Consider the following 20,856-nt stretch of genomic DNA (forward strand, 5'->3'; position numbering starts at 1 on the left):
CTGATAAATAGCAGCCACCGTCGGGGGCGCGCGAAAGCTGATAAATGGCAGCCACCGTCGGGGGCGCGAAAGGTGTCAGGCACCCTTCGGGAGCCAGACACCGCTCCCGTTGCAAACTATGCGGTGTCCGACTCCCGAAGGGTGTCAGACACCTTCCGCCACCGCGACACCTTCCGCCACCGCGACACCGCCGCGCCGGGCTTATGGCCGGCTGCGATGGACTGGTTCGCCGATCAATTCCAGCAGCCCGCGTAGCGCGTACACCACCGAACTTTGCCGCACCTGCGCCCGGTCGCCGGCGAACACCTGGGTGTCTGCGCGCGACGTGATCCCGTCGCCGTTGCGTATCGTGCGCGAAAGGTGTCAGGCACCCTTCGGGAGCCAGACACCGCTCCCGATTGCAAACTATGCGGTGTCCGACTCCCGAAGGGTGTCAGACACCTTCCGCCACCGCGACACCTTCCGCCACCGCGACACCTTCCGCCACCGCGACACCGCCGCGCCGGGCTTATGGCCGGCTGCGATGGACGGGTTCGCCGATCAATTCCAGCAGCCCGCGTAGCGCGTACACCACGGAACTTTGCCGCACCTGCGCCCGGTCGCCGGCGAACACCTGGGTGTCTGCGCGCGACGTGATCCCGTCGCCGTTGCGTATCGCGAAACCGAAGCACACCATGCCTACCGGTTTGCCGGGCGTGGCGCCGCCCGGGCCGGCGATGCCCGTGGTGGACGCGGCGATATGCACGGCGGGACTGGCCAGCATGACGCCGCTGGCCATTTCCAGCGCCGTCTCTTCACTGACGGCGCCGAACCTGTCCAGGGTATCGGCCGATACATTGAGCTCGGCAATTTTTGCGTCGTTGCTGTACGTGACGAGCCCCCGGTCGAACCAGTCGCTGGAGCCCGCCACGGCCGTGATGGCGCCGGCCAGCAAACCGCCGGTGCAGGATTCGGCCGTGCCCAGCACGAGGCCGCGTCGCTGCAATGCGGCGCCCAGTCGTTCGGCCAAACCCAGCGCCTGGGCCTGGGACAGGGAAGCGGGCGCGAGGCCCGGCACAGGCTTGTGCGGCAACGTCATGTGAAGACCCCCAGGCGTACGAGTATGGCCATGACCAGCAAGGCATAGCCCGCGGCAACGATGTCGTCCCACATGACCCCGAAGCCGCCCTTGATCTTGGCGTCGAAATACTTGATGGGCGGCGGCTTGGCGATATCGAACAGCCGGAACAGGCCAAACGCGGTCAGCTGCGCGAGAAAGGTGCCGGGCACCAGCCACAGCACCAGCCAGAACGCCACCATCTCGTCCCATACGATACCGACATGGTCGTCTACCTGCAATTCACGCGCGACGCGATGGCACGCCCAGCAGCCGTACGCGAACGCCAGGGCCAGGAAGATGGCCAGCGCCAGGTCGGACGCGGCCGGCGCCGCCGCCGCCCAGATCAGCCAGGCCAGCAGCGTGCCCCAGGTGCCCGAAGCCGGACGCAACAGGCCGCTGCCCAGGCCGAAGGCGATCAGCCGGCCGGGGTCGCCCGCCACCCAGCGCGGGGCAGGATAGGCCACCCGCACGCGATTGCGCATGGATGCCGGAGACGAATCGGGGCTGGCGGGCATAGAGATTCAGGAAACAGGAAAATGATCGAAGCCGCGCGGCAGTTCGCGCAGCGGCAGGCCATCCGCGTCCAGCACCACGATGCCGGGCTGGGACTCGATGAATCCGATGGCGGTGACAGGCACCCCGGCGCGGGCCGCCGCATCCAGCACGCGGCCGCGGTCGGCCGGCGCGGCGGTAAAACACAATTCGTAGGCATCGCCGCCGCCCAGCACGGCCTGCAACACCGTTTCGGCCGGCAGGCCCTGCACGGGGGCGGCCACCGGCATCGCCGCGTAGTCCAGCCGGGCGCCGGCCCCGCTGGCGCGCAGGATATGCCCCAGGTCTTGCAGCAGGCCGTCGGAAATATCGATGGCGGCGTGCGCCAGCCCCGCCAGCGCCTGCCCCAGCGCCACCCTGGGCTGCGGGCGTTCCAGCGCCGTGCGCGTTGCCGCCAGCCGGGCGTCGTCGGCCGGCAGCTGTCCGTCGAGCAGGCGGTAAGCCACGTCGGCCGCGCCCAGCGCGCCCGATACCCAGATCTGGTCGCCCGCACGCGCGGCATCGCGGCGCAGGGCGCGGCCCGGCTCGACTGCGCCAAATACCGTGACGCTGATAGCCAGCTCGTGCGCGCTGCGCGTGGTGTCGCCGCCGATCAGCGGGCAGCCATGCGCGCCGGCCAGTTCATGAAAACCCTGCGCAAATGCCGCGAGCCAGGATTCGTCGGCCTGTGGAAGCGCCAGGCCCAGCACGCAGCCGATGGGCATGGCGCCCATGGCGGCCAGGTCGGACAGGTTGACGGCCAACGCTTTGTGGCCCAAGGCGTGGGGATCGACATCGGGAAAGAAATGCCGCCCCTGAATCAGCATGTCGGTGCTGGTGGCAATGTGCATGCCGGCCGGCGCCGGGAACATGGCGCAATCGTCGCCCACCCCCAGCATGCCCGCGGGCGCCGGCCGAGCAAAGAAACGCGCGATCAGATCGAACTCAGAGGCCAAGCGGGTCTCCAGCACGGCGCGCGGCAGCGCGCGCCGCGCCTATCGGCGCTGCGAGGCGGCTGCCTGCACCTCGGTGGCGCGCACGTCGGCAGCCAGTTTATCGAGCACGCCGTTGACGAACTTGAAGCCATCGGTGCCGCCGAACGATTTGGCCAGTTCGACCGCTTCATTGATGGCCACCTTGTACGGCACTTCGACGTGGTGCACGAGTTCGTAGCTGCCGATAAGCAAGATGCCGTGCTCTACCGGCGACAGTTCGTTCAACGGCCGGTCGATGTAGGGCGCAAAGCGCTCGCGCAGGTTGGGCGCCTCGCGCAACACGCCATGCAGCAGCGTCTTGAACCATTGGGCATCGGCTTCGGAGAAGTCGTCGGCGTCGCGCAGGTGCGCGTCGATTTCGCCGGCGTCCTGCGTACCTTCGCCGCCGCGCAACAGCCACGCGTACACGCCCTGCAGCGCAAATTCGCGGGCACGCCGGCGGGCGCTGCGAGCGTTGGCGCGCGCCTGCGCCGCGCTATCAGCGGCTGTCGGTTTCTTCGTCGTCAAAATCTTCGTCCTCGTCTTCGTCGTCTTCGTCGTCTTCTTCGGGCTGCAGCGCCGCCACCAGGTTGGCCATTTCGACGGCCGCCTCGGCGCAATCGCTGCCCTTGCCCGCCGCCCGGGCCTGGGCTTGTTCGTCGGTGTCGACCGTCAGCACGCCATTGGCCACGGGAATGCCCGTTTCGAGCGAAATGCGGGAAATCGCGCGCGCCATTTCGTTGCTGACCACTTCGAAGTGATAGGTTTCGCCGCGGATGACCGCGCCCAGCGCGATCAGCGCGTCAAACTCGAAGCTTTCGGCCATGTGCGACAGCGCCACGCCAAGTTCGAGCGCGCCCGGCACGCTGGCCACCATGACGTCGCGTTCGTCCACGCCGAGTTCGGCCAGCTTCTTCAGGCACGCATCGAGTTCGGCCATGCCGATTTCTTCGTTGAACCGGGCGCGCACGATACCGATGTGCAGCCCTTCGCCGTTCAGGTCGGGGGTAAGGATGTAAGGATTCATGAGTCGGCCTTGGGGGAAGTGGCAGAGGTGGAAGGGTCGCAATCGTAACCCGTAATGGTGAGCGAAAAGCCCGCCATGCTGGGCATTTTGCGCGGCCGGGCCAACAGGCGCATCTGGCCGACATTGAGATCGCGCAGGATCTGCGCGCCGATGCCGTACGTGCGCAGCCCGTAACGCTCGCCGTCGCGCACCGGCGGCTGGGCGGCCGCGTCGCCCCAGGCGGCGATCTGTTCGAAAAGATGTTCGGCGGACGCCTGGCAGTTCATGAGCACCATCACGCCCGCCGGCGACTGCGCAATGGCCTGCAAGGCGCGACCCACGCCCCAGCTGTGCACCGTGGCGCCAGCATCGAGCGCGTCCAGGATGGACGAGGGCTCGTGCACGCGGACCAGGGTTTCCCGCTGCGGATCGATGGCCCCATGCACCAGGGCCAGATGCACTGCCCCGTTGGCCGTGTCTTTATAGGCCACCGCCCGGAACTGGCCCCAGGCGGTCTGCATGAGGTGTTCGCCCACGCGCTGCACGACGGACTCGTGTTCGCTGCGATACTGGATAAGGTCGGCAATGGTGCCGATCTTGAGATTGTGCGCGCGCGCGAACTCGACCAGGTCGGGCAGGCGCGCCATCGTGCCGTCGGGGTTGAGAATTTCGCAAATGACCGCGGCAGGCGTCAGGCCCGCCATGGCGGTGAGGTCGCAACCGGCTTCGGTGTGGCCGGCGCGCACCAGCACGCCCCCGGGCACCGCGCGCACCGGGAATATGTGGCCGGGCTGGACCAGGTCGCTGGGCTTGGCGTCGCGCGCCACGGCCACCTGGATGGTGCGGGCCCGGTCGGCGGCCGAAATGCCCGTTTCGACGCCTACGGCGGCCTCGATGGACTGCGTGAAGTTGGTGCCGTAGCGGGTGCCGTTGCGGCTGGCCATGAGCGGCAGGTCGAGTTGCCGGCAGCGTTCTTCGGTAAGCGTCAGGCACACCAGGCCCCGGCCATGGGTAACCATGAAGTTGATGGCCTCTGGCGTGACGAACTCGGCAGCCATGACGAGATCGCCTTCGTTTTCGCGATCTTCTTCGTCAACCAGAATGACGATGCGGCCGGCGCGCAGTTCGGCGATGATCTCGGCAACCGAGGAAATGCCAAAGGACTCCGGGGCAGCGTCGGACGCAATGGAAGCAAGCGGGGCAGGCATGAAAATGACCACAGCGGCAGGAAAACGCTAAGTTTACCGCCCTTGGCCACGCCGCGGCCGGACCCGGGCGGCCACGTCGCCGCCTGCCGCGCCGGCCTGAACGGTAAACTGCCACCCACAGCGATCACGCGAAAACATCCCGACACACGGACTTCACGACAAGGACCCCCATGCAAGCGCTTGCAGCCATGCCTGCCACTGTTGCCGCAGCGGTGCGTATTGTGCTCACCGATATCGACGACACCCTGACCACCGACGGACGCCTGCCCGCTGACGCCTACGCGGCGCTCGAGCGGCTGGAAGCCGCCGGCGTCGTGGTCGTGCCCATTACCGGCCGCCCCGCGGGCTGGTGCGACCACATCGCGCGCATGTGGCCGGTGCGCGCGGTGGTGGGCGAGAACGGCGCCTTCTACTATGCGTACGACCGCGCCGCCCGGCGCATGAAAACCCATTATTGGGCCGATGCCCAGGCGCGCGCGTCCAGCCGCGAGCGCCTGGACGCCATACGCGACCGGGTACTGCGCGAAGTGCCGGGGGCGGCGGTCGCCAGCGACCAGGACTACCGCGTGGCCGACCTTGCCATCGACTTCTGCGAAGATGTGCCCGCCCTGCCCGAGGCGGCCATCAGCCGCATCGTCGACATCTTCCATGAAGCCGGCGCGCAGGCCAAAGTCAGCTCCATCCACGTGAACGGCTGGTTCGGCGACTACGACAAGCTCACCATGACGCGCACGCTGTTCGAGCGCGAACTGGGCCTGGATATCGACCAAGCGCTGCCCGAATGCCTGTTCATCGGCGACTCGCCCAACGACGAGCCCATGTTCAGGTTCTTTCCCGTATCGGTGGGTGTGGCCAACATCCAGGCCTTGCTGCACCGCCTGGACCACCATCCCGCCTATGTGGCCTCGCGCCACGGCGGCGGCGGTTTCGTGGAAATGGCCGACCGCCTGTTGCAGGCCAGGGCAGCCGCCGGATCCGCATCGTGAAGACGTGCCCCACGCCCCCTGCGCGGGCCACGGACGGCCGGCGCAGCATCCAGTCCGTCGAGGTCGGATTCCCGCTGCTGGCCGCCCTGGTCGACGCGGGCAAGCCCCTGACGTTGCGCGATCTGGCCAGCGCCGCCGGCATGACGTCGGCCAAGGCCCACCCTTATCTGGTGAGCTTCACGCGGGTCGGGCTGGTGCAGCAGGATTCGGCAACGGGGCAGTACGAACTCGGCCCGTTCGCCCTGCAGATGGGGCTGGTGAGCCTGCAGCGCCTGGACCCGGTGCGGGTTGCCATGCCCGAAGTCGCCGCGCTGCAGGCCACGATCGGGCACACGCTGGGTATCGCGGTGCTGGGCTCGCACGGGCCCACCATGATCCACATGACCGAAGCCAGCTATCCCGTGCACGTCAACATGCGCAAGGGCACGGTGATGTCGATGCTGCATACCGCCACCGGGCTGGTATTCGCGGCCTGGCTGCCGCCCAAGGTGGCAGAGCACTACATCTCGCGCGAAGCGGGCGACACGGCGGTCATTGCCGGCCGGCAACCGCCGCGCAAGGTCGCCTACGCCGAGGTCGAGGCGCAACTGGCGGACATCCGCGTGCATGGCATGGCGCGCGCCCTGGGCAACCCCCTGCCCGGCGTGGATGCGCTTTCGGTGCCGGTGTTCGACAGTACCGGCACCGTAGTGCTGGCACTGACGGCGCTCGGGCCGACCGGCCTGTTCGATTCGCAATGGAACGGCGCCATCGCCAAACCGCTGCTCGAATGCGCGCGGGAAATTTCGCGCAAGCTCGGTTATCGCAAATAAACGCAGGCCCCATCCGGCAAAACGAAAACAAATCGAAAAAAACGAAACCGACACGAAAACAACACGAAAACAAATACAAGTAATCCCCCGCTGGGCGGTTTCGTTTTTTTGTGTTTGAATATTTAAGTTTGGTGATATTCGAACACTGAAGGAGACACCGTCATGCAAGCCTTGCGCCTGATACAAGCCGCCGCGGCCATTTCCCTGGCCTTCGGCATGCAAGCCGCCCAAGCGGCCGACAGCTGCCCCAATCGGGGCGACCTCGATCAAATGTATTGCGACGCCAACAAGGACCTCGTCGCCGATACGCCCACCGACCCCGCCAAGCTGAAAACGCCGTCCACGCTGGTGTTCACCTACACGCCCGTCGAAGACCCGGCCGTGTACGCCAACATCTTCAAGCCGTTTACGGAATACCTGGCCGAATGCACCGACAAGCGCGTGGTGTTCTACCAGGTGCAAAGCAACGCGGCCGAAATCGAAGCCATGCGCTCGGGCCGGCTGCACGTGGGTGGCTTCTCTACCGGCCCCACGGCCTTTGCCGTGAACATCGCCGGCGCGGTGCCGTTTGCCGTCAAGGGCTATGCCGATAGCTTCCAGGGCTACAACCTGATCGTCATCGTCAAGAAAGACAGCCCCTACCAGAAGCTCGCCGACCTGAAGGGCAAGAAGCTCGCCCACACCTCGCCTTCGTCGAACTCGGGCCACATGGCTCCCGTGGCGCTGTTCCCCAAAGAAGGCCTGGTGCCGGAACAAGACTACAAGATCATTTTCTCGGGCAAGCATGACCAGTCGGTCATGGGCGTGAACTCGGGCGACTACGACGCGGCCGCCGTGGCCTCCGACGTCTTCTATCGCATGGCCGAGCGCGGCCAGGTCAAGGAAGAAGATTTCCGCATCATCTACACCAGCGAGAAATTCCCCACCTCGTCGTTCGCCTACGCGCACGACCTGGAGCCGAAGTTCCGCGACCAGATGCTGAAGTGCTTCTATGACTACCGCTTCCCGGACGCCATGAAAGAAGCCTTCGACGGCGCCGACCGCTTCTACCCCGTCACTTACGAGAAAGACTGGGCCATCGTGCGGCAGGTCGCCGAATCGGGCGGCGAAAGCTTCAACCGTGCCGCGTACGATCGCGAAACCGCCAAGAGCAAGGGCAAGCAGTAAGCATGACCACATCTTTACGTATTACCGGCCTGGTCAAGGAATACCGGGCCGGCCGGCCGGTGCTCAAGAACATCGACCTGCATGTCGAGGGGCAGGGCCTGACGGCCATCATCGGCCCCTCGGGCACCGGCAAAAGTACGCTGTTGCGCTGTATTAACCGCCTGATCGACCCCACCCGGGGAAAAATCGAGCTGCAGACGGGTAATGATTCCATTGATCTGGCCGCCATCCGCGGCACGGCGCTGCGCCAGGCGCGGCGCCGTATCGGCATGGTGTTCCAAGAATACAACCTGGTCGAACGCCTGACCGTCATGGAAAACCTGCTTACGGGCCGTCTGGGCTACAGCAGCGCCATCAAGGCCTGGATGCGGCGTTTCGAGGCCGACGACATCGAACGCGCATACCAGCTGCTCGACGTGGTGGGGCTCAATGGTTTCAGCGACCAGCGCGCCGACGCACTGTCGGGCGGGCAGCGCCAGCGGGTGGGCATCGCCCGCGCGTTGATGCAGCGCCCCCAGCTGCTGCTGGCCGACGAGCCGACATCTTCGCTGGACCCCAAGACCTCGGTCGAGATCATGGAACTGCTGGCCGAGCAAGGCAGCGCCAATGGCATTCCGGTGCTGGTCAATATCCACGACGTGGATCTGGCCCGCCGCTACGCCACCCGCATCGTGGGCATGTCGGGCGGCCACATCGTCTACGACGGCGATGGCCAGGGCCTGGACACGGCCACACTGAAAACCATCTACGGAGGCGAATCGTGGCTGCAGTAAGGCGCCGCCCGTTCGCCCTTTCATGGCAGGCAAAGCTGGGCACGGTGCTGGTCATCGTGTATTCGCTGTATGCGGCCGGCCAGCTCGATTTCAGCCTGGACCGCTTCAAGGCGGGCCTGGGCCACGCCGCCACACTGCTGGGGCGCATGTTCCCCCCGCACATCCAGCAACCCGACACGCTTTGGCAAGGCCTGGCCGAAAGCCTGGAAATCGCCGTGCTTGCCTCGGTGATCGGCATTCTGGTGGCCCTGCCCGTGGGCCTGCTGGGCGCCCGCAACCTGATGCCCAACTGGGCGTCGTGGCCCGCCCGCGCGCTGGTGGCCCTGTGCCGCTCGCTGCACCCCGTGATCGTCGCGATTCTGTTCGTCAAGGCGGTGGGCTTTGGCGCCCTGGCCGGGATCCTGGCGCTGGCCGTGGCATCGGTGGGGTTCATCGGCAAGCTGTTTACCGAAGCCATCGAAGAAATCTCGCTTAAGCAGGTCGAAGCCGTGCGCGCCACGGGCGCCTCGTTCGCCAACGTGATTCTGTTCGGCGTGTTGCCACAGGTGTTCGCGCGCTTCATCGGCTTTGCCACCTATCAGTTCGACTCCAACCTGCGCAACTCCACCATGGTGGGCATCGTGGGCGCGGGCGGCATCGGCGGCACGCTGTTCTCGGCCTTCCAGCGCTTCGACTACGATTTCGTCGCCGCGATCCTGATCACGCTCATCGCCATCATCATGGTGGGTGAATTGCTGGCGCGCTTCGTGCGGGCAGTATTCCTCGACAACCTGGGCTTCGATACCCTGCTGCAGCGCCGCTTCGACGCGGCGCGCGGCCTGGGCGGCAAACCCCGGGAACGCCTGGAGACCGACGAATGAACGCGTCCACGACTACCCTGCCGGGCGCCGCCTATCCGCGCGTCTGGCACCGCTACACCATGGGGCAGCGGCTGCTGCGCTTCGCGCTGTACCTGGTGGTGGTCGCCGCCATCGTGCAGGCCACCCGCAGTGTCGAGATCATCCCCGAGTTCCTCTACGATGCGCCGGAACAGATGGCCGACCTGCTCGGCCGCATGTGGCCGGTTGACTGGGCGTTCTATCCCGAAGGCGTGCACGCCGCGCTGCTCGAAACGCTGCACATCGCTACGCTGGGCACGATCCTGTCGGTCGTGCTGGCCGTGCCGGTGGGCCTGCTGGCGGCAAACAACCTTACGCCAAGCAAGCTGGTGAACCAGTTCGCCCGCCTGATACTGGTGTCCAGCCGGTCGGTGAACTCGCTCGTGTGGGCGCTGCTGTTCATCGCGATCTTCGGGCCGGGCGCGCTGGCCGGCACGCTGGCGATCGCCTTCCGTTCCATCGGCTTTGTGGGCAAGCTGGTGGGCGAGGCCATCGAAGAAGCACAACGCGGCCCGGTCGAAGCGCTGACCGCCACGGGCGCCAGCAAAAGCGCCGTGCTGTGGTACGGCTACTGGCCGCAGATCCGCCCGGCGTTCTGGTCCATCGTGCTGCTGCGCTGGGACATCAACGTGCGCGAATCCGCGGTGCTGGGCCTGGTGGGTGCCGGCGGCATCGGCATGGCGCTGGATACCGCGCTCAACCTGTTCCAGTGGGACCGCGTGGCGCTGGTACTGGCGGCCATCTTCGCCGTCGTGATCGTCGCAGAAATCGCCATCACGCAGGCGCGCAAGCGCATCCTCTAGGCGGTGGGTGTCTGACACCCTTCGGGAGTCAGACACCTATGATTGCCAAGCGCCGCCCCAATGCCTCTAGGCGGTGGGTGTCTGACACCCTTCGGGAGTCAGACACCTATGATAAAAACCGGCGCATCCGACGGTGCCTGACTCCCAAAGGGTGTCAGACACCATCCCAACGATGAAACGCGCCACACAAGACGGTGTCTGACTCCCGAAGGGTGTCAGACACCATCCGCCATCCCACGGCCGCCACGCGGAGCATCCAGGCCCGCCGCGCTTGCCTCAGCCGCCCCTTACCGATTTATGACAGGTCATCAACGGCCGCGGACGAGTTGGTTACTATCCCTCGTTTCAGCAGCCGCCCGCATCGACCATGTCAGAACAAGAACTGAAACTGCACGTCCCTGCCGCCTCGCGCCAGGCGGTACAGCGCGAAATGCGCGACGGCAAGGCCACGCTGGTGCGGCTGCACGCCATGTATTTCGACACGCCTGGCCGCGAACTGGCGCGCGCCCGCATCGCCCTGCGGCTGCGCCGCGAAGGCCGCGACTGGGTACAGACGGTAAAAATGCCTGGCGCCGACGCAATCACCCGCGTCGAAATCAACCATCCGCGCAGCGGCCCGGTGCTCGACCTGTCGGTTTATGCCGGCACCGAGCTCGAAGGCCCGCTGGCGGCCATCAAGGGCGAGCTGGGCCTGCGCTACGAAACCGATGTGCAGCGGCTGCTGCGCCAGGTGCGCAGCCGGCATGGCAGCGTCGAGCTGGCCTATGACACCGGCGTGCTGCGCGCCGGCGGCCTCGATCTGCCGATATCGGAACTGGAATTCGAGCTACTGTCCGGCCGGCCCGCGGCCATATTCGCCCTGGCGCGGCGCTGGCAGCAACGCTATGGCCTGGTGCTGGATGCACGCAGCAAATCCGAACGCGGCGATGCGCTGGCCGCCCTGGCCCGCGAACTTGCCACCCTGGACGCCGATGACCCCACCAGCCAGGTCAGCCGCGGCAGCGCCATCGCGCGCTTCTGGGGCCCGCGTCCGGCCGACACGGTAACCCTGGAACCCGGCATGACGCCGGCGCAGGCCATGGGCAGCATTGCCGCCGAATGCCTGGACCAGATCACCCGCAATGCGGCGATGCTCGCCGAAGTGGATACCCTGGGTGTGTACGCCGCCGGACAGCCGGAGCACGTGCACCAGCTGCGCGTGGGCATGCGCCGCATGCGGTCGGCGTGGCGCCTGTTCGACGGCTGGATCGCGCCGCCGCCGGCTGCCGTGCAGGACGGCTTGCGCGCCCACTTCACCGAATTCGGGCTCAGCCGCGACCAGGATGTACTGAACGAAACCGTGACGCCGGCCCTGCTGCAGGCGGGCATGCCGGTCATCGCGTTCGACATGCCGCCGCCCGATATGGACGTGCAACCCGTTGCGGCTGGCCGCAGCTTCCAGGGATGGCTGTTGGACGCACTGGAATGGAGCCTGGCCGTGCAACCCCGGGAACCCGCCAGCGCGCCCACGACCCCCGACTTGGCCAGCCCAGCCGCCGACGTGGCCACGCCGCCCGACGACAGCGCCGGGCAAGGCACCGACACGCTCACGATTATTCCGCTGACAGCCGGACCCGACCTGCCAGCCCTGGAAAAACTGCTGGGCAAGCGCCTGCACCGCTGGCACGCCGCGGTGGTCAAACAAGGCCGGCACTTCGCCACACTGGACATTGCTAGGCGCCACGCGCTGCGCAAACGCTGCAAGCGCCTGCGCTATGGGTTGTCTTTTGCCGCGGCCCTGCTGCCGCGCGGCCGGCTGCGGCAGTATCGCAAGTTGCTGATGCAGGTGCAGGACCTGCTGGGCGAAATCAACGACCTGGCCATGGCCAGGGAGTACTACCAGGGGTGCGTGGAAACTCACCCGCAGGCCTGGTTCGCGCTGGGATGGATCAGCGCCCGCATCGACGAACTTGCGGTCGAAGCCCAGCAGGCATTCGATCGGCTGGCCGATACGAAGCCTTTCTGGAAATAAACGCGGCTCGGCGTTAAACGATGCATGGCGCCGGCGGCGATGCCGGCGCCGCGGGCCCGCCCGGGTCAGTCGGCAAGCAGCGCCGCAGCGAATTCGTCGGCCACGAAGGGCTGCAGGTCTTCCATGCCTTCGCCAACGCCTATCCAGTACACCGGTACGGGCCGCACGCCCTGCGTGCCCGCAGCCACGGCCGCCAGCGTGCCGCCCTTGGCGGTGCCGTCCAGCTTGGTGACAACCAGGCCGGTCAGGTTGATGGCGGCGTCAAAGGCGCGGATCTGCGCCAGCACATTCTGGCCGGTGTTGCCGTCGACCACGAGCAGCACTTCGTGCGGCGCCGCGCTGTCGGCCTTGCCGATGACGCGCCGGATCTTCTTCAGCTCTTCCATCAGGTGCAGCTGTGTAGGCAAGCGGCCGGCGGTATCGACCATTACCACTCCTACACCGCGTGCGCGGCCCGCATTGACGGCGTCGAAGGCCACGGCGGCCGGGTCGCCGCCTTCCTGGGCGATGACGTTGACGTTGTTGCGGCTGCCCCATTCGATAAGTTGCTCGCGCGCCGCCGCCCGGAAGGTATCGCCGGCGGCCAGCAGCACGCTGGCGCCCTGCCGCTGGAAAGCATGGGCAAGCTTGCCTATCGAGGTGGTTTTGCCCGCGCCGTTGACGCCGGCGATCATGATCACCAGCGGGCTGGCGCGGCGCAGGTCAAAGGCCCGCTCGAGCGGACGCAGGTGATCCGCCAGCAACTCGCGCAGCGCGGTTTTCACCTTAGCGGGATCTTCGATTCGTTCTTTGCGTACGCGCGCGCGCAGGGCGGTCAGCAGCTTCTCGGTGGCTTCGAGGCCGGCGTCGGCCATGATCAACGCCGACTCAAGCTCTTCGAAGAGGTTCTCGTCGACCTTGACGCCCACGAACAGGCCGCCCAGGCTTTGCCCCGTTCGCGACAGGCCCTGTTTCAGCCGCCCCAGCCAGGAGGTTTTCTTGGCGGGCTCGGGAGCCGCAGTGGATGGGGGCGCCGCCACAGGTTCAGGTGCAGCCACGGGTTCGAAGGCAGCAGCGGGCGCCGCCGGAACGACAGGTTCGGGTGCAGCAGCGGGCTCGGGCGCGTCTGCCGCCGGGGCAACGGGTACAGGGTCATCCCGCCCGGCTTGCGGTGCAGGCGCGGCGGGTTCGGCTGGCGCCACCGGCTGACGCGGCGGCTCCGGCGCCACCGGGGCGGCCGGCTCGGGCAGGGGCGCCGCGGGCATCACCGGCTCGGGCGGGGCCGGCGGCGGCGCGGCAGTGCCCGTATCGGGCTGGCTGGCGGCGGACTCGTCCGCCTGCGGTGCCTCAGGCGGCTGCGCAGGCGTGGGCGGGGGAGTTTTTTTCTTGAAGAAGCGGAACATGGCCGAAGTATATTCCGTTCGCCGCCGGGCCATCCGCACGCCCCGCGGGCCGGCTACTATTTGCGCCAGGAGGTCAGTTTTCTTGAATAAATCGAAACCAGGCGGCAAGCCCATCCGCATCGTGGCCGGCCAGTACCGGCGCACGCCCATCGCCGTTCCCGACGTGCCGGGCCTGCGCCCCACCCCCGACCGCGTGCGCGAAACCCTGTTCAACTGGGTGAACCACCTGTGGGGCGGCGAGTTTGCCGGCAAGCGCGTGCTGGACCTGTTTGCCGGCAGCGGCGCGCTGGGCTTCGAGGCGGCCTCGCGCGGCGCCGCGCAGGTATTGCTGGTAGAGCACGACCGCACCGCAGTGGCGTCGCTGCGCGCGCTGCGCGACAAGCTGGGCGCCGACGCGGTACGAGTGCATGCGGGCGAAGCCATGCAGGTGCTGCGGCGCATGGACGCGTCGCGCTTTGACCTGATACTGCTGGACCCGCCCTTTGGCCAGGATTGGCTGCCCCGGCTCTGGCCGCTGCTGCCCGGCATCATGGCCGACGACGCCCTGGTGTATGCGGAGGCCGAAGCGCCGCTGCAGCCGCCGGAAAATTTCGAGGCAGTACGCCAGGATCAGGCTGGCGCCGTCCACTATGGGTTATTCCAATTTGCTGCATTGCGGAAATAAGTCAATAATTCCGGAATCCAGAGGAAGGTGTACGCCAGTTATAAGGATACGGAGCAACCATGATCACCGCCGTCTACCCAGGTACGTTCGACCCGCTCACACGCGGCCATGAAGATCTGGTGCGCCGCGCCGCGTCGTTATTCGACAAGGTGGTGGTAGGCATCGCGCACAGCCGCAACAAGAAACCGTTCTTCAGCGTGGAACAGCGCGTCGAGATCGCCCGCGAAGTGCTGGGCCACTACCCCAATGTCGAAGTGCACAGCTTTGCCGGCCTGCTGAAAGACTTTGTGCGCGAACAGAACGGCCGCGTCATTGTGCGGGGCCTGCGCGCAGTATCGGACTTCGAATACGAATTCCAGATGGCGGGCATGAATCGCCACCTGTTGCCCGATGTCGAAACCATGTTCATGACGCCGTCCGACCAGTATCAGTTCATTTCGGGCACTATCGTGCGCGAAATCGCCCAACTGGGCGGCGACGTCAGCAAGTTCGTGTTTCCGTCGGTCGAACGCTGGCTGCAGGCCAAGGCCAAGGAACATCGCGAGCAGGGCCAGGCCGGCTGAAGCTGCTGCAGGCGCGGCCGGCCAGGCGCGGCCGGCAAGGCGCGGCCGGCGAGGCGCGGACGCGGCCCCGCGGGGCTACAATGGCTGCCTGCCCCCCGCCCTATTTTCGCCATGGCTCTGACCATTACCGAAGAGTGCATCAATTGCGACGTCTGTGAGCCGCAGTGCCCCAACGAGGCGATCTCGATGGGGCCGGAGTACTACGTCATCGATCCGGACCGCTGCACAGAATGCGTGGGGCATCACGACGAGCCCCAGTGCAAGGTGGTGTGCCCGGTCGAATGCATCGAGCTGCATCCCCAATGGCACGAAGGGCAGGAAGCCCTGATGGCCAAGTATCGGCGCCTGACGGGCTCCTCATGACTCCCCCCGACGCCAGCGTCGCCGCGCCCCTGCGCCAGCCGCTGCAGAGCGACCTGTCGCTCTCGGCCACCGTGGCGGGGCTGGTGGCGGTGCTGGTGAGCTTCGGCGGCACGGCTGTCCTGATGGTGCAGGCCGGGCACACCGCCGGGCTCGACGCCGCGCGCATCGGCTCATGGCTGGGCTCTATCTGCCTGGCGCTGGGCCTGGGCGGGCTCTTCATAAGCCTGCGCACCCGCATCCCCGTCGTGCTGGCCTGGTCCACCCCGGGCGCCGCCCTGCTGATCACGGCGCTGGCGGGCGTGCCTTTCGACCAGGCCGTGGGCGCCTTCGTGCTCGCCTCGGCCTTGATGCTCGCCTGCAGCGTATTCGGCTGGATCGATCCCATCATGCGACGCGTGCCGGCCGAAATTGCCAACGCCATGCTGGCGGGTGTGCTGTTGAATTTCGGGTTGGGCATCTTTACGCGCATCGGCGAACAGCCGGTGCTGGTGCTGTCCATGTGCGTGGCCTATCTGCTGGGCAGGCGTTACGCGCCTCGCTATGCGGTGCTGGCGGTCATGGCAGTGGGCCTGGCGGTGGCCGGCGCCGCCGGGCAGTTGCAGTTGCGGGGCATAGACTGGCAATTGACCGAGTTCGTCTGGACGACGCCGGCGTTTTCGTGGTCGGCCTTTGTCAGTGTGGGGATCCCCATTTTTGTGGTGGCGCTGGCATCGCAGAACCTGCCCGGGCTGGCCATTCTGCAGGCCGCCGGCTACCGCCCGGCCGCCTCGCGGCTGGTGGGAGCCACCGGCCTGCTGGGCCTGCTGGCGGCGCCGTTCGGCTCGCACAGCGTGACGCTGGGCGCCATTACGGCGGCCATCTGCGCCGGCCCCGAGGCGCATTCCGATCCGCAACGGCGCTATGTGTCCGGCGTGGTCTATGGGCTGGCGTATGTGCTGCTGAGCGTAATCGCGGGAGCGGTAGCGGTGTTCTTCCAGGCTATGCCGCCCGCCCTCATCATGGCGCTGGCGGGACTGGCCTTGCTGGGCGCGATACTGGGCGGGCTGGCCGGCGCGATGGCAAACCCGCAGCGTCGCGAAGCGCCGCTGATCACCCTGCTGGCCACCGCATCAGGTTTCAGCGCGTGGGGAATCGGATCGGCGTTCTGGGGGCTGGCGGCAGGGCTGCTGGCCCACGCGGTGCTGGAGCGCGGCCGGCAGGCGGCGTGACGGGTCAGGCAACTGATGAGCTTGTGCGCGATGCCGGGACGGTGTCTGACACCCTACGGGAGTCAGACACCTGGTGCGCTCGTGCGCAATGCCACGAACAGTGTCTGACTCCCGTAGGGTGTCAGACACTTGGCCCGGCCATGCGCAATGCCACGAACGGTGTCTGACTCCCGTAGGGTGTCAGACACCTGGCCAGGTCATGCGCAATGCCACGAACGGCGTTTCATAGGTGTCAGACACCCTGTTTGGCGCCGCTAGAGGCGATGGCTTACGCCGCCTGGGGCCAGCGCACGGCATCCATGTCGGGATGCACTTTCAGGAGCCGGCAGGGAATCTGCAGGAAGTTCGACATCCAGGCCGCGGCCAGCTCGCCTTCGTCCACGACGTCGACCGTCTGGTCGCCCAGCTGAATCTGGTAACGCACGCTGTCGTCGTCTTCGATGACATCCAGCGGAATATCCATGCGCAGCATGCCCGGCGCCTTCATGACCAGGTAGCCCAGGCGCAGCTCGACACTGATTTCGGCCAGCCGTGGGCACAGGCTGCCGTTAAGCCACGTGCCGGCATCGTTGGCGACCAGCCAACGGCGATGGTAGGCCTGGGCCTGGGGCTGTGTGGTCTGGCCGCATTCGGCAATGGGCTGGTAAGCGGGTGCGTTCATTTACCAAGTATCCCCTTCAGTGCTTTGTCGAGTTGGGGCGCAAGCTTCGAACCGCCCGCCTTTTGCTCGACGGCTTCCTTGAGCTTTCTTTCGAGGCTGCGCTTCAGTACATCGGTGACCGCGCCACGCCACTGCACCGTGTAAACGGGCTTTTCGAACGGACCGCTGATCAGAACCGGAATCGTGACGCCTTTGAGTTCTTCGAGGTCTTTGCCGTCCTGGCCGGTGCTGGTGTTGACCACCCGGACCTTGGCGACGAAGTTCAGGATGCTCTGCACAAAGTCGATGCTGGCGGGTTCGCCCTGCGTGATGCGCAACAGCGGCGAAGCCATCTCGAGCCGCTTGGCGTTGGCCACGCCCTTGACAAAGACCAAGTCGGCCTCGAGCGACGTGAAATCGGTATGGCGCGCCTGGTCGGCCGCCAGCTTGGGGTCGTCGCCCGCTTCGCCGGTGAAGGCCGCCTTGAGTTCGCGCAGCGTCTGCGCAATGTTGATGCCGCGCACGGCGCCGTCGCGCAGCCGCACCTGCATGCTGCCGTTCAGGCCGGTGGTCAGCGCGTAGGAATTCGCGCCCGCGGTTTTTATGTCCAGCGCGACGCTGCCCGTGCCGGTCAGGGCGCGCTGCTCTACCAGATCGGCGAGCAGGGGTCCGATGGTAATGCCGGCCAGCGTCATCTTGGCCACCACCTGGTTGCCTTCGGCGGCATTAACCGACAGCATGCCGCCGAGCTTGCCGCCGTACAGCGCCGCAGCCAGCGTGGAAATATCGAGCTTGCCTTTCTCGAGCTTGATCTGGGCCGAGAGTTCGCTGGCCTTCAGGCCGCGCACCACCAGTTCGCCGATCTTGATGGTGCCCTGGGCCGTGGGGCCCACCAGCGCCGACAGATCGATCTCGCTTTCGGTAGAAACCGGCGCTGCGGGCGCAGGCTTGGCAGGCGGTTTGGCAGGGTCGTCCTGCTTGCCATCGCCGGCGGGCGCCTGGGCGGCGCGCGTGGCCACCGGCGGGGCGAGCTTGTCCAGGTCGAGCTTATCGACCGCCAGGGCGAAGGTGATGTCGGGCACGGCCGTCAACTGCTTGACGTCGGCGGTGAGGTCGAACTTGCCCCCCTCGAGCACCGCATTGATCTTCGCGCCGGCCTGGTCGTTCTGCAGGTTGGCGCTCATGCTGCCGATGACCGGTATCTGCAGGCTGCCCTTGGGCAGGCCGGGATCGGTAATGCTGACGTCGCCGCGCATCGCCGACAGGCTGATGGCACGCTGCCACAGGTTGAACGTGGCAGGCGATGCGAATACGGCCTTGACCACGCGTTCGCCTTCGGTAAGCGTGCTGTCGAGCTTGATTTCCTTGATGTCGAGTTCGCTGGCGTTGCCGCTGATGCCATTGAGGCCGAAGCTGGCATCCAGGCCTTGCAGGCGCACGCGGCCGGTAAGCGCCTGGCCGGTGGCGGAAGACGGCGACACATTCAGTGCGGGCGCATCCGCCGCCAGTTCGAATGGTCCGCCCGGCAGCGCGCCCTTGGCACGCACCGCCAGTCTTTCAAGCTGCAGCTGCAGCTTGTGCGGATCGAGCGCCAATTTGGGAACGGCGATACTGGCCTCGACGTTATTCATGGGGGTGCCCGCGTCAGGAACGTCGCCCTGGAATACGATTTCGAGCCCCGCCACATCCAGCGAAGAAGTGCGGCCATTGAATGCCAGGTTGCCCCGCGCGCCCAGGCTCTTGGCGTCTGCGCCAAGTATGTTGCCATTCATGCGCACGTCCAGTCGCTGCGCGGCGAAACGCTTGCCCAGCGGATCGAGCGTGAGCAGGCCCTGCCCGGTGAGGCTGGCGTCCACGCGCGGATTGCCGCCTTCGATGCGTGCCGACAGGCTCACGTCGAACGGTTGGTTGTAGGTAACGCGGCCCGTGTTGGCGTTAAGGTCGGTGACGGCCACTGCCATGCCCGAGATGGCGTCTTGCAACTGCAGTTCGCCCGCCTGCAGGTCGAGCCCGGCGATGTCGATCTGCATGGATGCCGGCGCCGACGCCCCGCCGGTGGCAATGGCCTGGGCGGCGCCGGCCATGGCGCCTACCGCGGCACTGGCCGGACCGGCCGCAGCCGTCGTATTGGCCACGGCCCCGCCTACCAGGTCTTCGAAATTGAGGTGCCCGGACTTGTCGCGCACAACGCGCGCCTTGAACCCATTGATGGCCACGTGGTCGACCACCAGGTTGCTGGACAGCAAAGGCCACACGGCCACCGCCAGGCGCATGCTTTCAATGGAGGCGAATTCATCGGTGCTGTTGACTTCGGACAGAGACACGTCCTGTACGGCCAGGCCGATACGCGGAAAGAGCGAGAGTTCGATTTCCCCGTTGATCGCCAGCGTGCGGTTATAGCGTTCCTGTACCAGCTCTTCGAGCTTGTACTTGTACGCGTTGGGGTCGAACGTGAGCAAAAAGATGGCCAGGCCGACGACTGCCACGACGACCAGCACTACCAGGCCAATCAATATGCGCTTGAACCACGTTTTCATTGCCGCCCCGCGGGTACCTCGACTGAAGAAAAATGAACATAACCGAGCGCCATCCGGTAAGGTATGGGAACGATTCGTGCCGCCTGGCCGCCGCTTGCGAGGCGACGCGTGGCAATATGGTAACAAACCGGCGCCCCCGGCCCGCCCTGATACCGACAATTGCAGCCCTCATGGACACCCTAGCCGATTTCCCCCGCCAAAAGCTGCCTGCATTGCTGCAGGCCATGCCGAAGGCCGAACTGCACGTGCACATCGAGGGCACGCTGGAGCCCGAACTGATTTTTGCGCTGGCGCGCCGCAATGGCGTCACGCTTCGGTACGCCGATGTCCAGGCCCTGCGGGCAGCGTACGCCTTTACCGACCTGCAGAGCTTCCTGGACATTTATTACGCGGGCGCCAGCGTCCTGCTCCAGGAGCAGGATTTCTTCGACATGGCCATGGCGTACTTCCGGCGCGCCGCCGTCGATCGCATCGTGCACGCCGAACTGTTCTTCGACCCCCAGACCCACACCGCCCGGGGCGTGCCCATGCAGACCATCATGGGCGGGCTGGTGCGCGCTTGCACGGCCGCGCGCTCGGAACTGGGCATCAGCAGCGCGCTCATCCTGTGTTTTCTGCGGCACCTGAGCGAAGCCGACGCCTTCGACGCCCTGGAACAGGCCCTGCCCTACCGGCAGCACTTCATCGGCGTGGGGCTCGACAGCAGCGAACGCGGCCATCCGCCCGACAAGTTCGCGCGGGTATTCGCGCAATGCCGCGAACATGGCCTGCATATCGTCGCCCATGCCGGCGAAGAAGGGCCGGCCCAGTACATCCGCGATGCGCTGGACCTGCTGGGCGCGCAGCGCATCGACCATGGCGTGCGGTGCGTAGAAGACCCCGAACTGGTCCGGCGGCTGGCGCGCGAGCGCATTCCGCTTACGGTATGCCCGCTGTCCAATGTGAAGCTGAAAGTGTTCGACACGCTGGCAGAGCACAACCTGCCCGCGCTGCTGGACGCGGGGCTGTGCGTGACGCTGAACTCGGACGACCCGGCCTACTTCGGGGGCTATCTGAACCAGAATTTCCTGGAAACCTTCGCCGCGCTGCCGCAGCTTACCGCCGACCACGCCGCGCAGCTGGCCCGCAACAGCTTCGACGCCAGCTTTGTGGCCGAAGCCACAAAGGGACGCTGGCGCGATGAACTGGCGCGCGTGATCGCCCAAGTCGCGAAAGAACCATAGACAGGGGCGGCAATGCCGTGGCCGGCGC

General features: G+C 66.5%; 21 protein-coding genes. 12 read left to right on the top strand and 9 right to left on the bottom strand.

Annotated features, from left to right (window positions below):
- Positions 1–508: 508 nt before the first annotated feature.
- Genes CAL19_RS14835 through ribBA form a run of 6 tightly spaced genes read right to left on the bottom strand, consistent with a single transcriptional unit; the run spans position 509 to position 4,818 of the window.
- Positions 509–1,078 carry a CinA family protein gene (locus CAL19_RS14835; RefSeq protein ID WP_026639156.1) on the bottom strand — a complete coding sequence of 190 codons (570 nt, stop codon included), beginning with the start codon at positions 1,076–1,078 and terminating at the stop codon, positions 509–511.
- Positions 1,075–1,581 carry a phosphatidylglycerophosphatase A family protein gene (locus tag CAL19_RS14840; protein WP_026639155.1) on the bottom strand — a complete coding sequence of 169 codons (507 nt, stop codon included), beginning with the start codon at positions 1,579–1,581 and terminating at the stop codon, positions 1,075–1,077. Before CAL19_RS14840 ends, CAL19_RS14835 begins: the two co-directional genes overlap by 4 nt.
- Positions 1,582–1,620: 39 nt before the next feature.
- Complete coding sequence (thiL, locus tag CAL19_RS14845; RefSeq protein WP_094797220.1) at positions 1,621–2,586, bottom strand: thiamine-phosphate kinase; 966 nt, start codon at positions 2,584–2,586, stop codon at positions 1,621–1,623.
- A gap of 39 nt (positions 2,587–2,625) precedes the next feature.
- The gene (gene nusB / locus CAL19_RS14850; protein ID WP_026639153.1) at positions 2,626–3,132 is read right to left on the bottom strand and encodes a transcription antitermination factor NusB; all 507 of its coding nucleotides are present in this window, start codon (positions 3,130–3,132) and stop codon (positions 2,626–2,628) included.
- Positions 3,104–3,631 carry a 6,7-dimethyl-8-ribityllumazine synthase gene (ribH, locus tag CAL19_RS14855; protein ID WP_026639152.1) on the bottom strand — a complete coding sequence of 176 codons (528 nt, stop codon included), beginning with the start codon at positions 3,629–3,631 and terminating at the stop codon, positions 3,104–3,106. The genes nusB and ribH overlap by 29 nt, the downstream gene beginning before the upstream one ends.
- Entirely contained in the window at positions 3,628–4,818 is a 1,191-nt protein-coding gene (gene ribBA, locus CAL19_RS14860; protein WP_026639151.1) for a bifunctional 3,4-dihydroxy-2-butanone-4-phosphate synthase/GTP cyclohydrolase II, read from the bottom strand. Before ribBA ends, ribH begins: the two co-directional genes overlap by 4 nt.
- A 170-nt stretch (positions 4,819–4,988) precedes the next feature.
- Between ribBA and CAL19_RS14865 the strand changes: the two genes are divergently transcribed.
- From CAL19_RS14865 to CAL19_RS14895, 7 genes are all read left to right on the top strand, one after another.
- Positions 4,989–5,804 (top strand): HAD-IIB family hydrolase, encoded by an 816-nt coding sequence (locus CAL19_RS14865; RefSeq protein ID WP_094797221.1) that lies wholly within the window; start codon positions 4,989–4,991, stop codon positions 5,802–5,804.
- Positions 5,801–6,616: an IclR family transcriptional regulator gene (locus CAL19_RS14870; protein ID WP_249276326.1), complete on the top strand. Its 816-nt coding sequence runs from the start codon at positions 5,801–5,803 to the stop codon at positions 6,614–6,616. Before CAL19_RS14865 ends, CAL19_RS14870 begins: the two co-directional genes overlap by 4 nt.
- Positions 6,617–6,778: 162 nt before the next feature.
- On the top strand, positions 6,779–7,783 hold the full coding sequence (gene phnD / locus CAL19_RS14875) for a phosphate/phosphite/phosphonate ABC transporter substrate-binding protein (protein ID WP_026639148.1): 1,005 nt from the start codon (positions 6,779–6,781) through the stop codon (positions 7,781–7,783).
- Between the two features lie 2 nt (positions 7,784–7,785).
- Positions 7,786–8,556 (top strand): phosphonate ABC transporter ATP-binding protein, encoded by a 771-nt coding sequence (phnC, locus tag CAL19_RS14880; protein ID WP_026639147.1) that lies wholly within the window; start codon positions 7,786–7,788, stop codon positions 8,554–8,556.
- A complete protein-coding gene (gene phnE, locus CAL19_RS14885; RefSeq protein WP_026639146.1) occupies positions 8,544–9,416 on the top strand; it encodes a phosphonate ABC transporter, permease protein PhnE in 873 nt (290 codons plus the stop codon). Before phnC ends, phnE (CAL19_RS14885) begins: the two co-directional genes overlap by 13 nt.
- On the top strand, positions 9,413–10,237 hold the full coding sequence (gene phnE / locus CAL19_RS14890; RefSeq protein ID WP_094797223.1) for a phosphonate ABC transporter, permease protein PhnE: 825 nt from the start codon (positions 9,413–9,415) through the stop codon (positions 10,235–10,237). Before phnE (CAL19_RS14885) ends, phnE (CAL19_RS14890) begins: the two co-directional genes overlap by 4 nt.
- Before the next feature lie 367 nt (positions 10,238–10,604).
- Entirely contained in the window at positions 10,605–12,248 is a 1,644-nt protein-coding gene (locus CAL19_RS14895; RefSeq protein ID WP_094797224.1) for a CYTH and CHAD domain-containing protein, read from the top strand.
- A 65-nt stretch (positions 12,249–12,313) separates the two neighbouring features.
- On the opposite strand, the gene ftsY is transcribed toward CAL19_RS14895, so the two are convergent.
- The gene (gene ftsY, locus CAL19_RS14900) at positions 12,314–13,630 is read right to left on the bottom strand and encodes a signal recognition particle-docking protein FtsY (RefSeq protein WP_094797225.1); all 1,317 of its coding nucleotides are present in this window, start codon (positions 13,628–13,630) and stop codon (positions 12,314–12,316) included.
- 82 nt (positions 13,631–13,712) lie between these two features.
- Between ftsY and rsmD the strand changes: the two genes are divergently transcribed.
- The 4 genes from rsmD to CAL19_RS14920 all read left to right on the top strand — a co-directional run bounded on the left by rsmD (position 13,713) and on the right by CAL19_RS14920 (position 16,428).
- On the top strand, positions 13,713–14,294 hold the full coding sequence (gene rsmD, locus CAL19_RS14905) for a 16S rRNA (guanine(966)-N(2))-methyltransferase RsmD (RefSeq protein WP_170940358.1): 582 nt from the start codon (positions 13,713–13,715) through the stop codon (positions 14,292–14,294).
- Between the two features lie 59 nt (positions 14,295–14,353).
- Complete coding sequence (gene coaD / locus CAL19_RS14910) at positions 14,354–14,857, top strand: pantetheine-phosphate adenylyltransferase (protein ID WP_026639141.1); 504 nt, start codon at positions 14,354–14,356, stop codon at positions 14,855–14,857.
- A 111-nt stretch (positions 14,858–14,968) separates the two neighbouring features.
- On the top strand, positions 14,969–15,220 hold the full coding sequence (locus tag CAL19_RS14915; RefSeq protein WP_094797227.1) for a YfhL family 4Fe-4S dicluster ferredoxin: 252 nt from the start codon (positions 14,969–14,971) through the stop codon (positions 15,218–15,220).
- Positions 15,217–16,428, top strand: a complete 1,212-nt coding sequence (locus CAL19_RS14920) for a benzoate/H(+) symporter BenE family transporter (protein WP_094797228.1) — start codon at positions 15,217–15,219, stop codon at positions 16,426–16,428. Before CAL19_RS14915 ends, CAL19_RS14920 begins: the two co-directional genes overlap by 4 nt.
- Before the next feature lie 268 nt (positions 16,429–16,696).
- Here the strand turns inward: CAL19_RS14920 and CAL19_RS14925 are convergent, their stop codons facing one another.
- Together CAL19_RS14925 and CAL19_RS14930 are read right to left on the bottom strand one after the other, a co-directional pair.
- Positions 16,697–17,089: an MOSC N-terminal beta barrel domain-containing protein gene (locus CAL19_RS14925; protein WP_094797229.1), complete on the bottom strand. Its 393-nt coding sequence runs from the start codon at positions 17,087–17,089 to the stop codon at positions 16,697–16,699.
- Positions 17,086–19,605 carry an AsmA family protein gene (locus tag CAL19_RS14930; RefSeq protein WP_026639138.1) on the bottom strand — a complete coding sequence of 840 codons (2,520 nt, stop codon included), beginning with the start codon at positions 19,603–19,605 and terminating at the stop codon, positions 17,086–17,088. Before CAL19_RS14930 ends, CAL19_RS14925 begins: the two co-directional genes overlap by 4 nt.
- 170 nt (positions 19,606–19,775) lie before the next feature.
- Here CAL19_RS14930 and CAL19_RS14935 point away from each other — a divergent pair, with 170 nt between their 5' ends.
- Positions 19,776–20,828 carry an adenosine deaminase gene (locus CAL19_RS14935; protein ID WP_094797230.1) on the top strand — a complete coding sequence of 351 codons (1,053 nt, stop codon included), beginning with the start codon at positions 19,776–19,778 and terminating at the stop codon, positions 20,826–20,828.
- The last annotated feature ends 28 nt before the right edge of the window (positions 20,829–20,856 follow it).

It is taken from the genome of Bordetella genomosp. 7, from assembly GCF_002261265.1.
In the GTDB taxonomy this organism is placed as follows: Bacteria; Pseudomonadota; Gammaproteobacteria; order Burkholderiales; family Burkholderiaceae_B; genus Bordetella_A.

What these genes read in the sequence shown, in the direction of transcription:
- CAL19_RS14835 (WP_026639156.1), bottom strand. Translation starts at nt 1,078, where the DNA reads ATGACGTTGCCGCACAAGCCTGTGCCGGGCCTCGCGCCCGCTTCCCTG.
- CAL19_RS14840 (WP_026639155.1), bottom strand. Translation starts at nt 1,581, where the DNA reads ATGCGCAATCGCGTGCGGGTGGCCTATCCTGCCCCGCGCTGGGTGGCG.
- ribH (WP_026639152.1), bottom strand. Translation starts at nt 3,631, where the DNA reads ATGAATCCTTACATCCTTACCCCCGACCTGAACGGCGAAGGGCTGCAC.
- ribBA (WP_026639151.1), bottom strand. Translation starts at nt 4,818, where the DNA reads ATGCCTGCCCCGCTTGCTTCCATTGCGTCCGACGCTGCCCCGGAGTCC.
- CAL19_RS14865 (WP_094797221.1), top strand. Translation starts at nt 4,989, where the DNA reads ATGCAAGCGCTTGCAGCCATGCCTGCCACTGTTGCCGCAGCGGTGCGT.
- phnD (WP_026639148.1), top strand. Translation starts at nt 6,779, where the DNA reads ATGCAAGCCTTGCGCCTGATACAAGCCGCCGCGGCCATTTCCCTGGCC.
- phnC (WP_026639147.1), top strand. Translation starts at nt 7,786, where the DNA reads ATGACCACATCTTTACGTATTACCGGCCTGGTCAAGGAATACCGGGCC.
- phnE (WP_094797223.1), top strand. Translation starts at nt 9,413, where the DNA reads ATGAACGCGTCCACGACTACCCTGCCGGGCGCCGCCTATCCGCGCGTC.
- CAL19_RS14895 (WP_094797224.1), top strand. Translation starts at nt 10,605, where the DNA reads ATGTCAGAACAAGAACTGAAACTGCACGTCCCTGCCGCCTCGCGCCAG.
- ftsY (WP_094797225.1), bottom strand. Translation starts at nt 13,630, where the DNA reads ATGTTCCGCTTCTTCAAGAAAAAAACTCCCCCGCCCACGCCTGCGCAG.
- coaD (WP_026639141.1), top strand. Translation starts at nt 14,354, where the DNA reads ATGATCACCGCCGTCTACCCAGGTACGTTCGACCCGCTCACACGCGGC.
- CAL19_RS14915 (WP_094797227.1), top strand. Translation starts at nt 14,969, where the DNA reads ATGGCTCTGACCATTACCGAAGAGTGCATCAATTGCGACGTCTGTGAG.
- CAL19_RS14920 (WP_094797228.1), top strand. Translation starts at nt 15,217, where the DNA reads ATGACTCCCCCCGACGCCAGCGTCGCCGCGCCCCTGCGCCAGCCGCTG.
- CAL19_RS14925 (WP_094797229.1), bottom strand. Translation starts at nt 17,089, where the DNA reads ATGAACGCACCCGCTTACCAGCCCATTGCCGAATGCGGCCAGACCACA.
- CAL19_RS14930 (WP_026639138.1), bottom strand. Translation starts at nt 19,605, where the DNA reads ATGAAAACGTGGTTCAAGCGCATATTGATTGGCCTGGTAGTGCTGGTC.
- CAL19_RS14935 (WP_094797230.1), top strand. Translation starts at nt 19,776, where the DNA reads ATGGACACCCTAGCCGATTTCCCCCGCCAAAAGCTGCCTGCATTGCTG.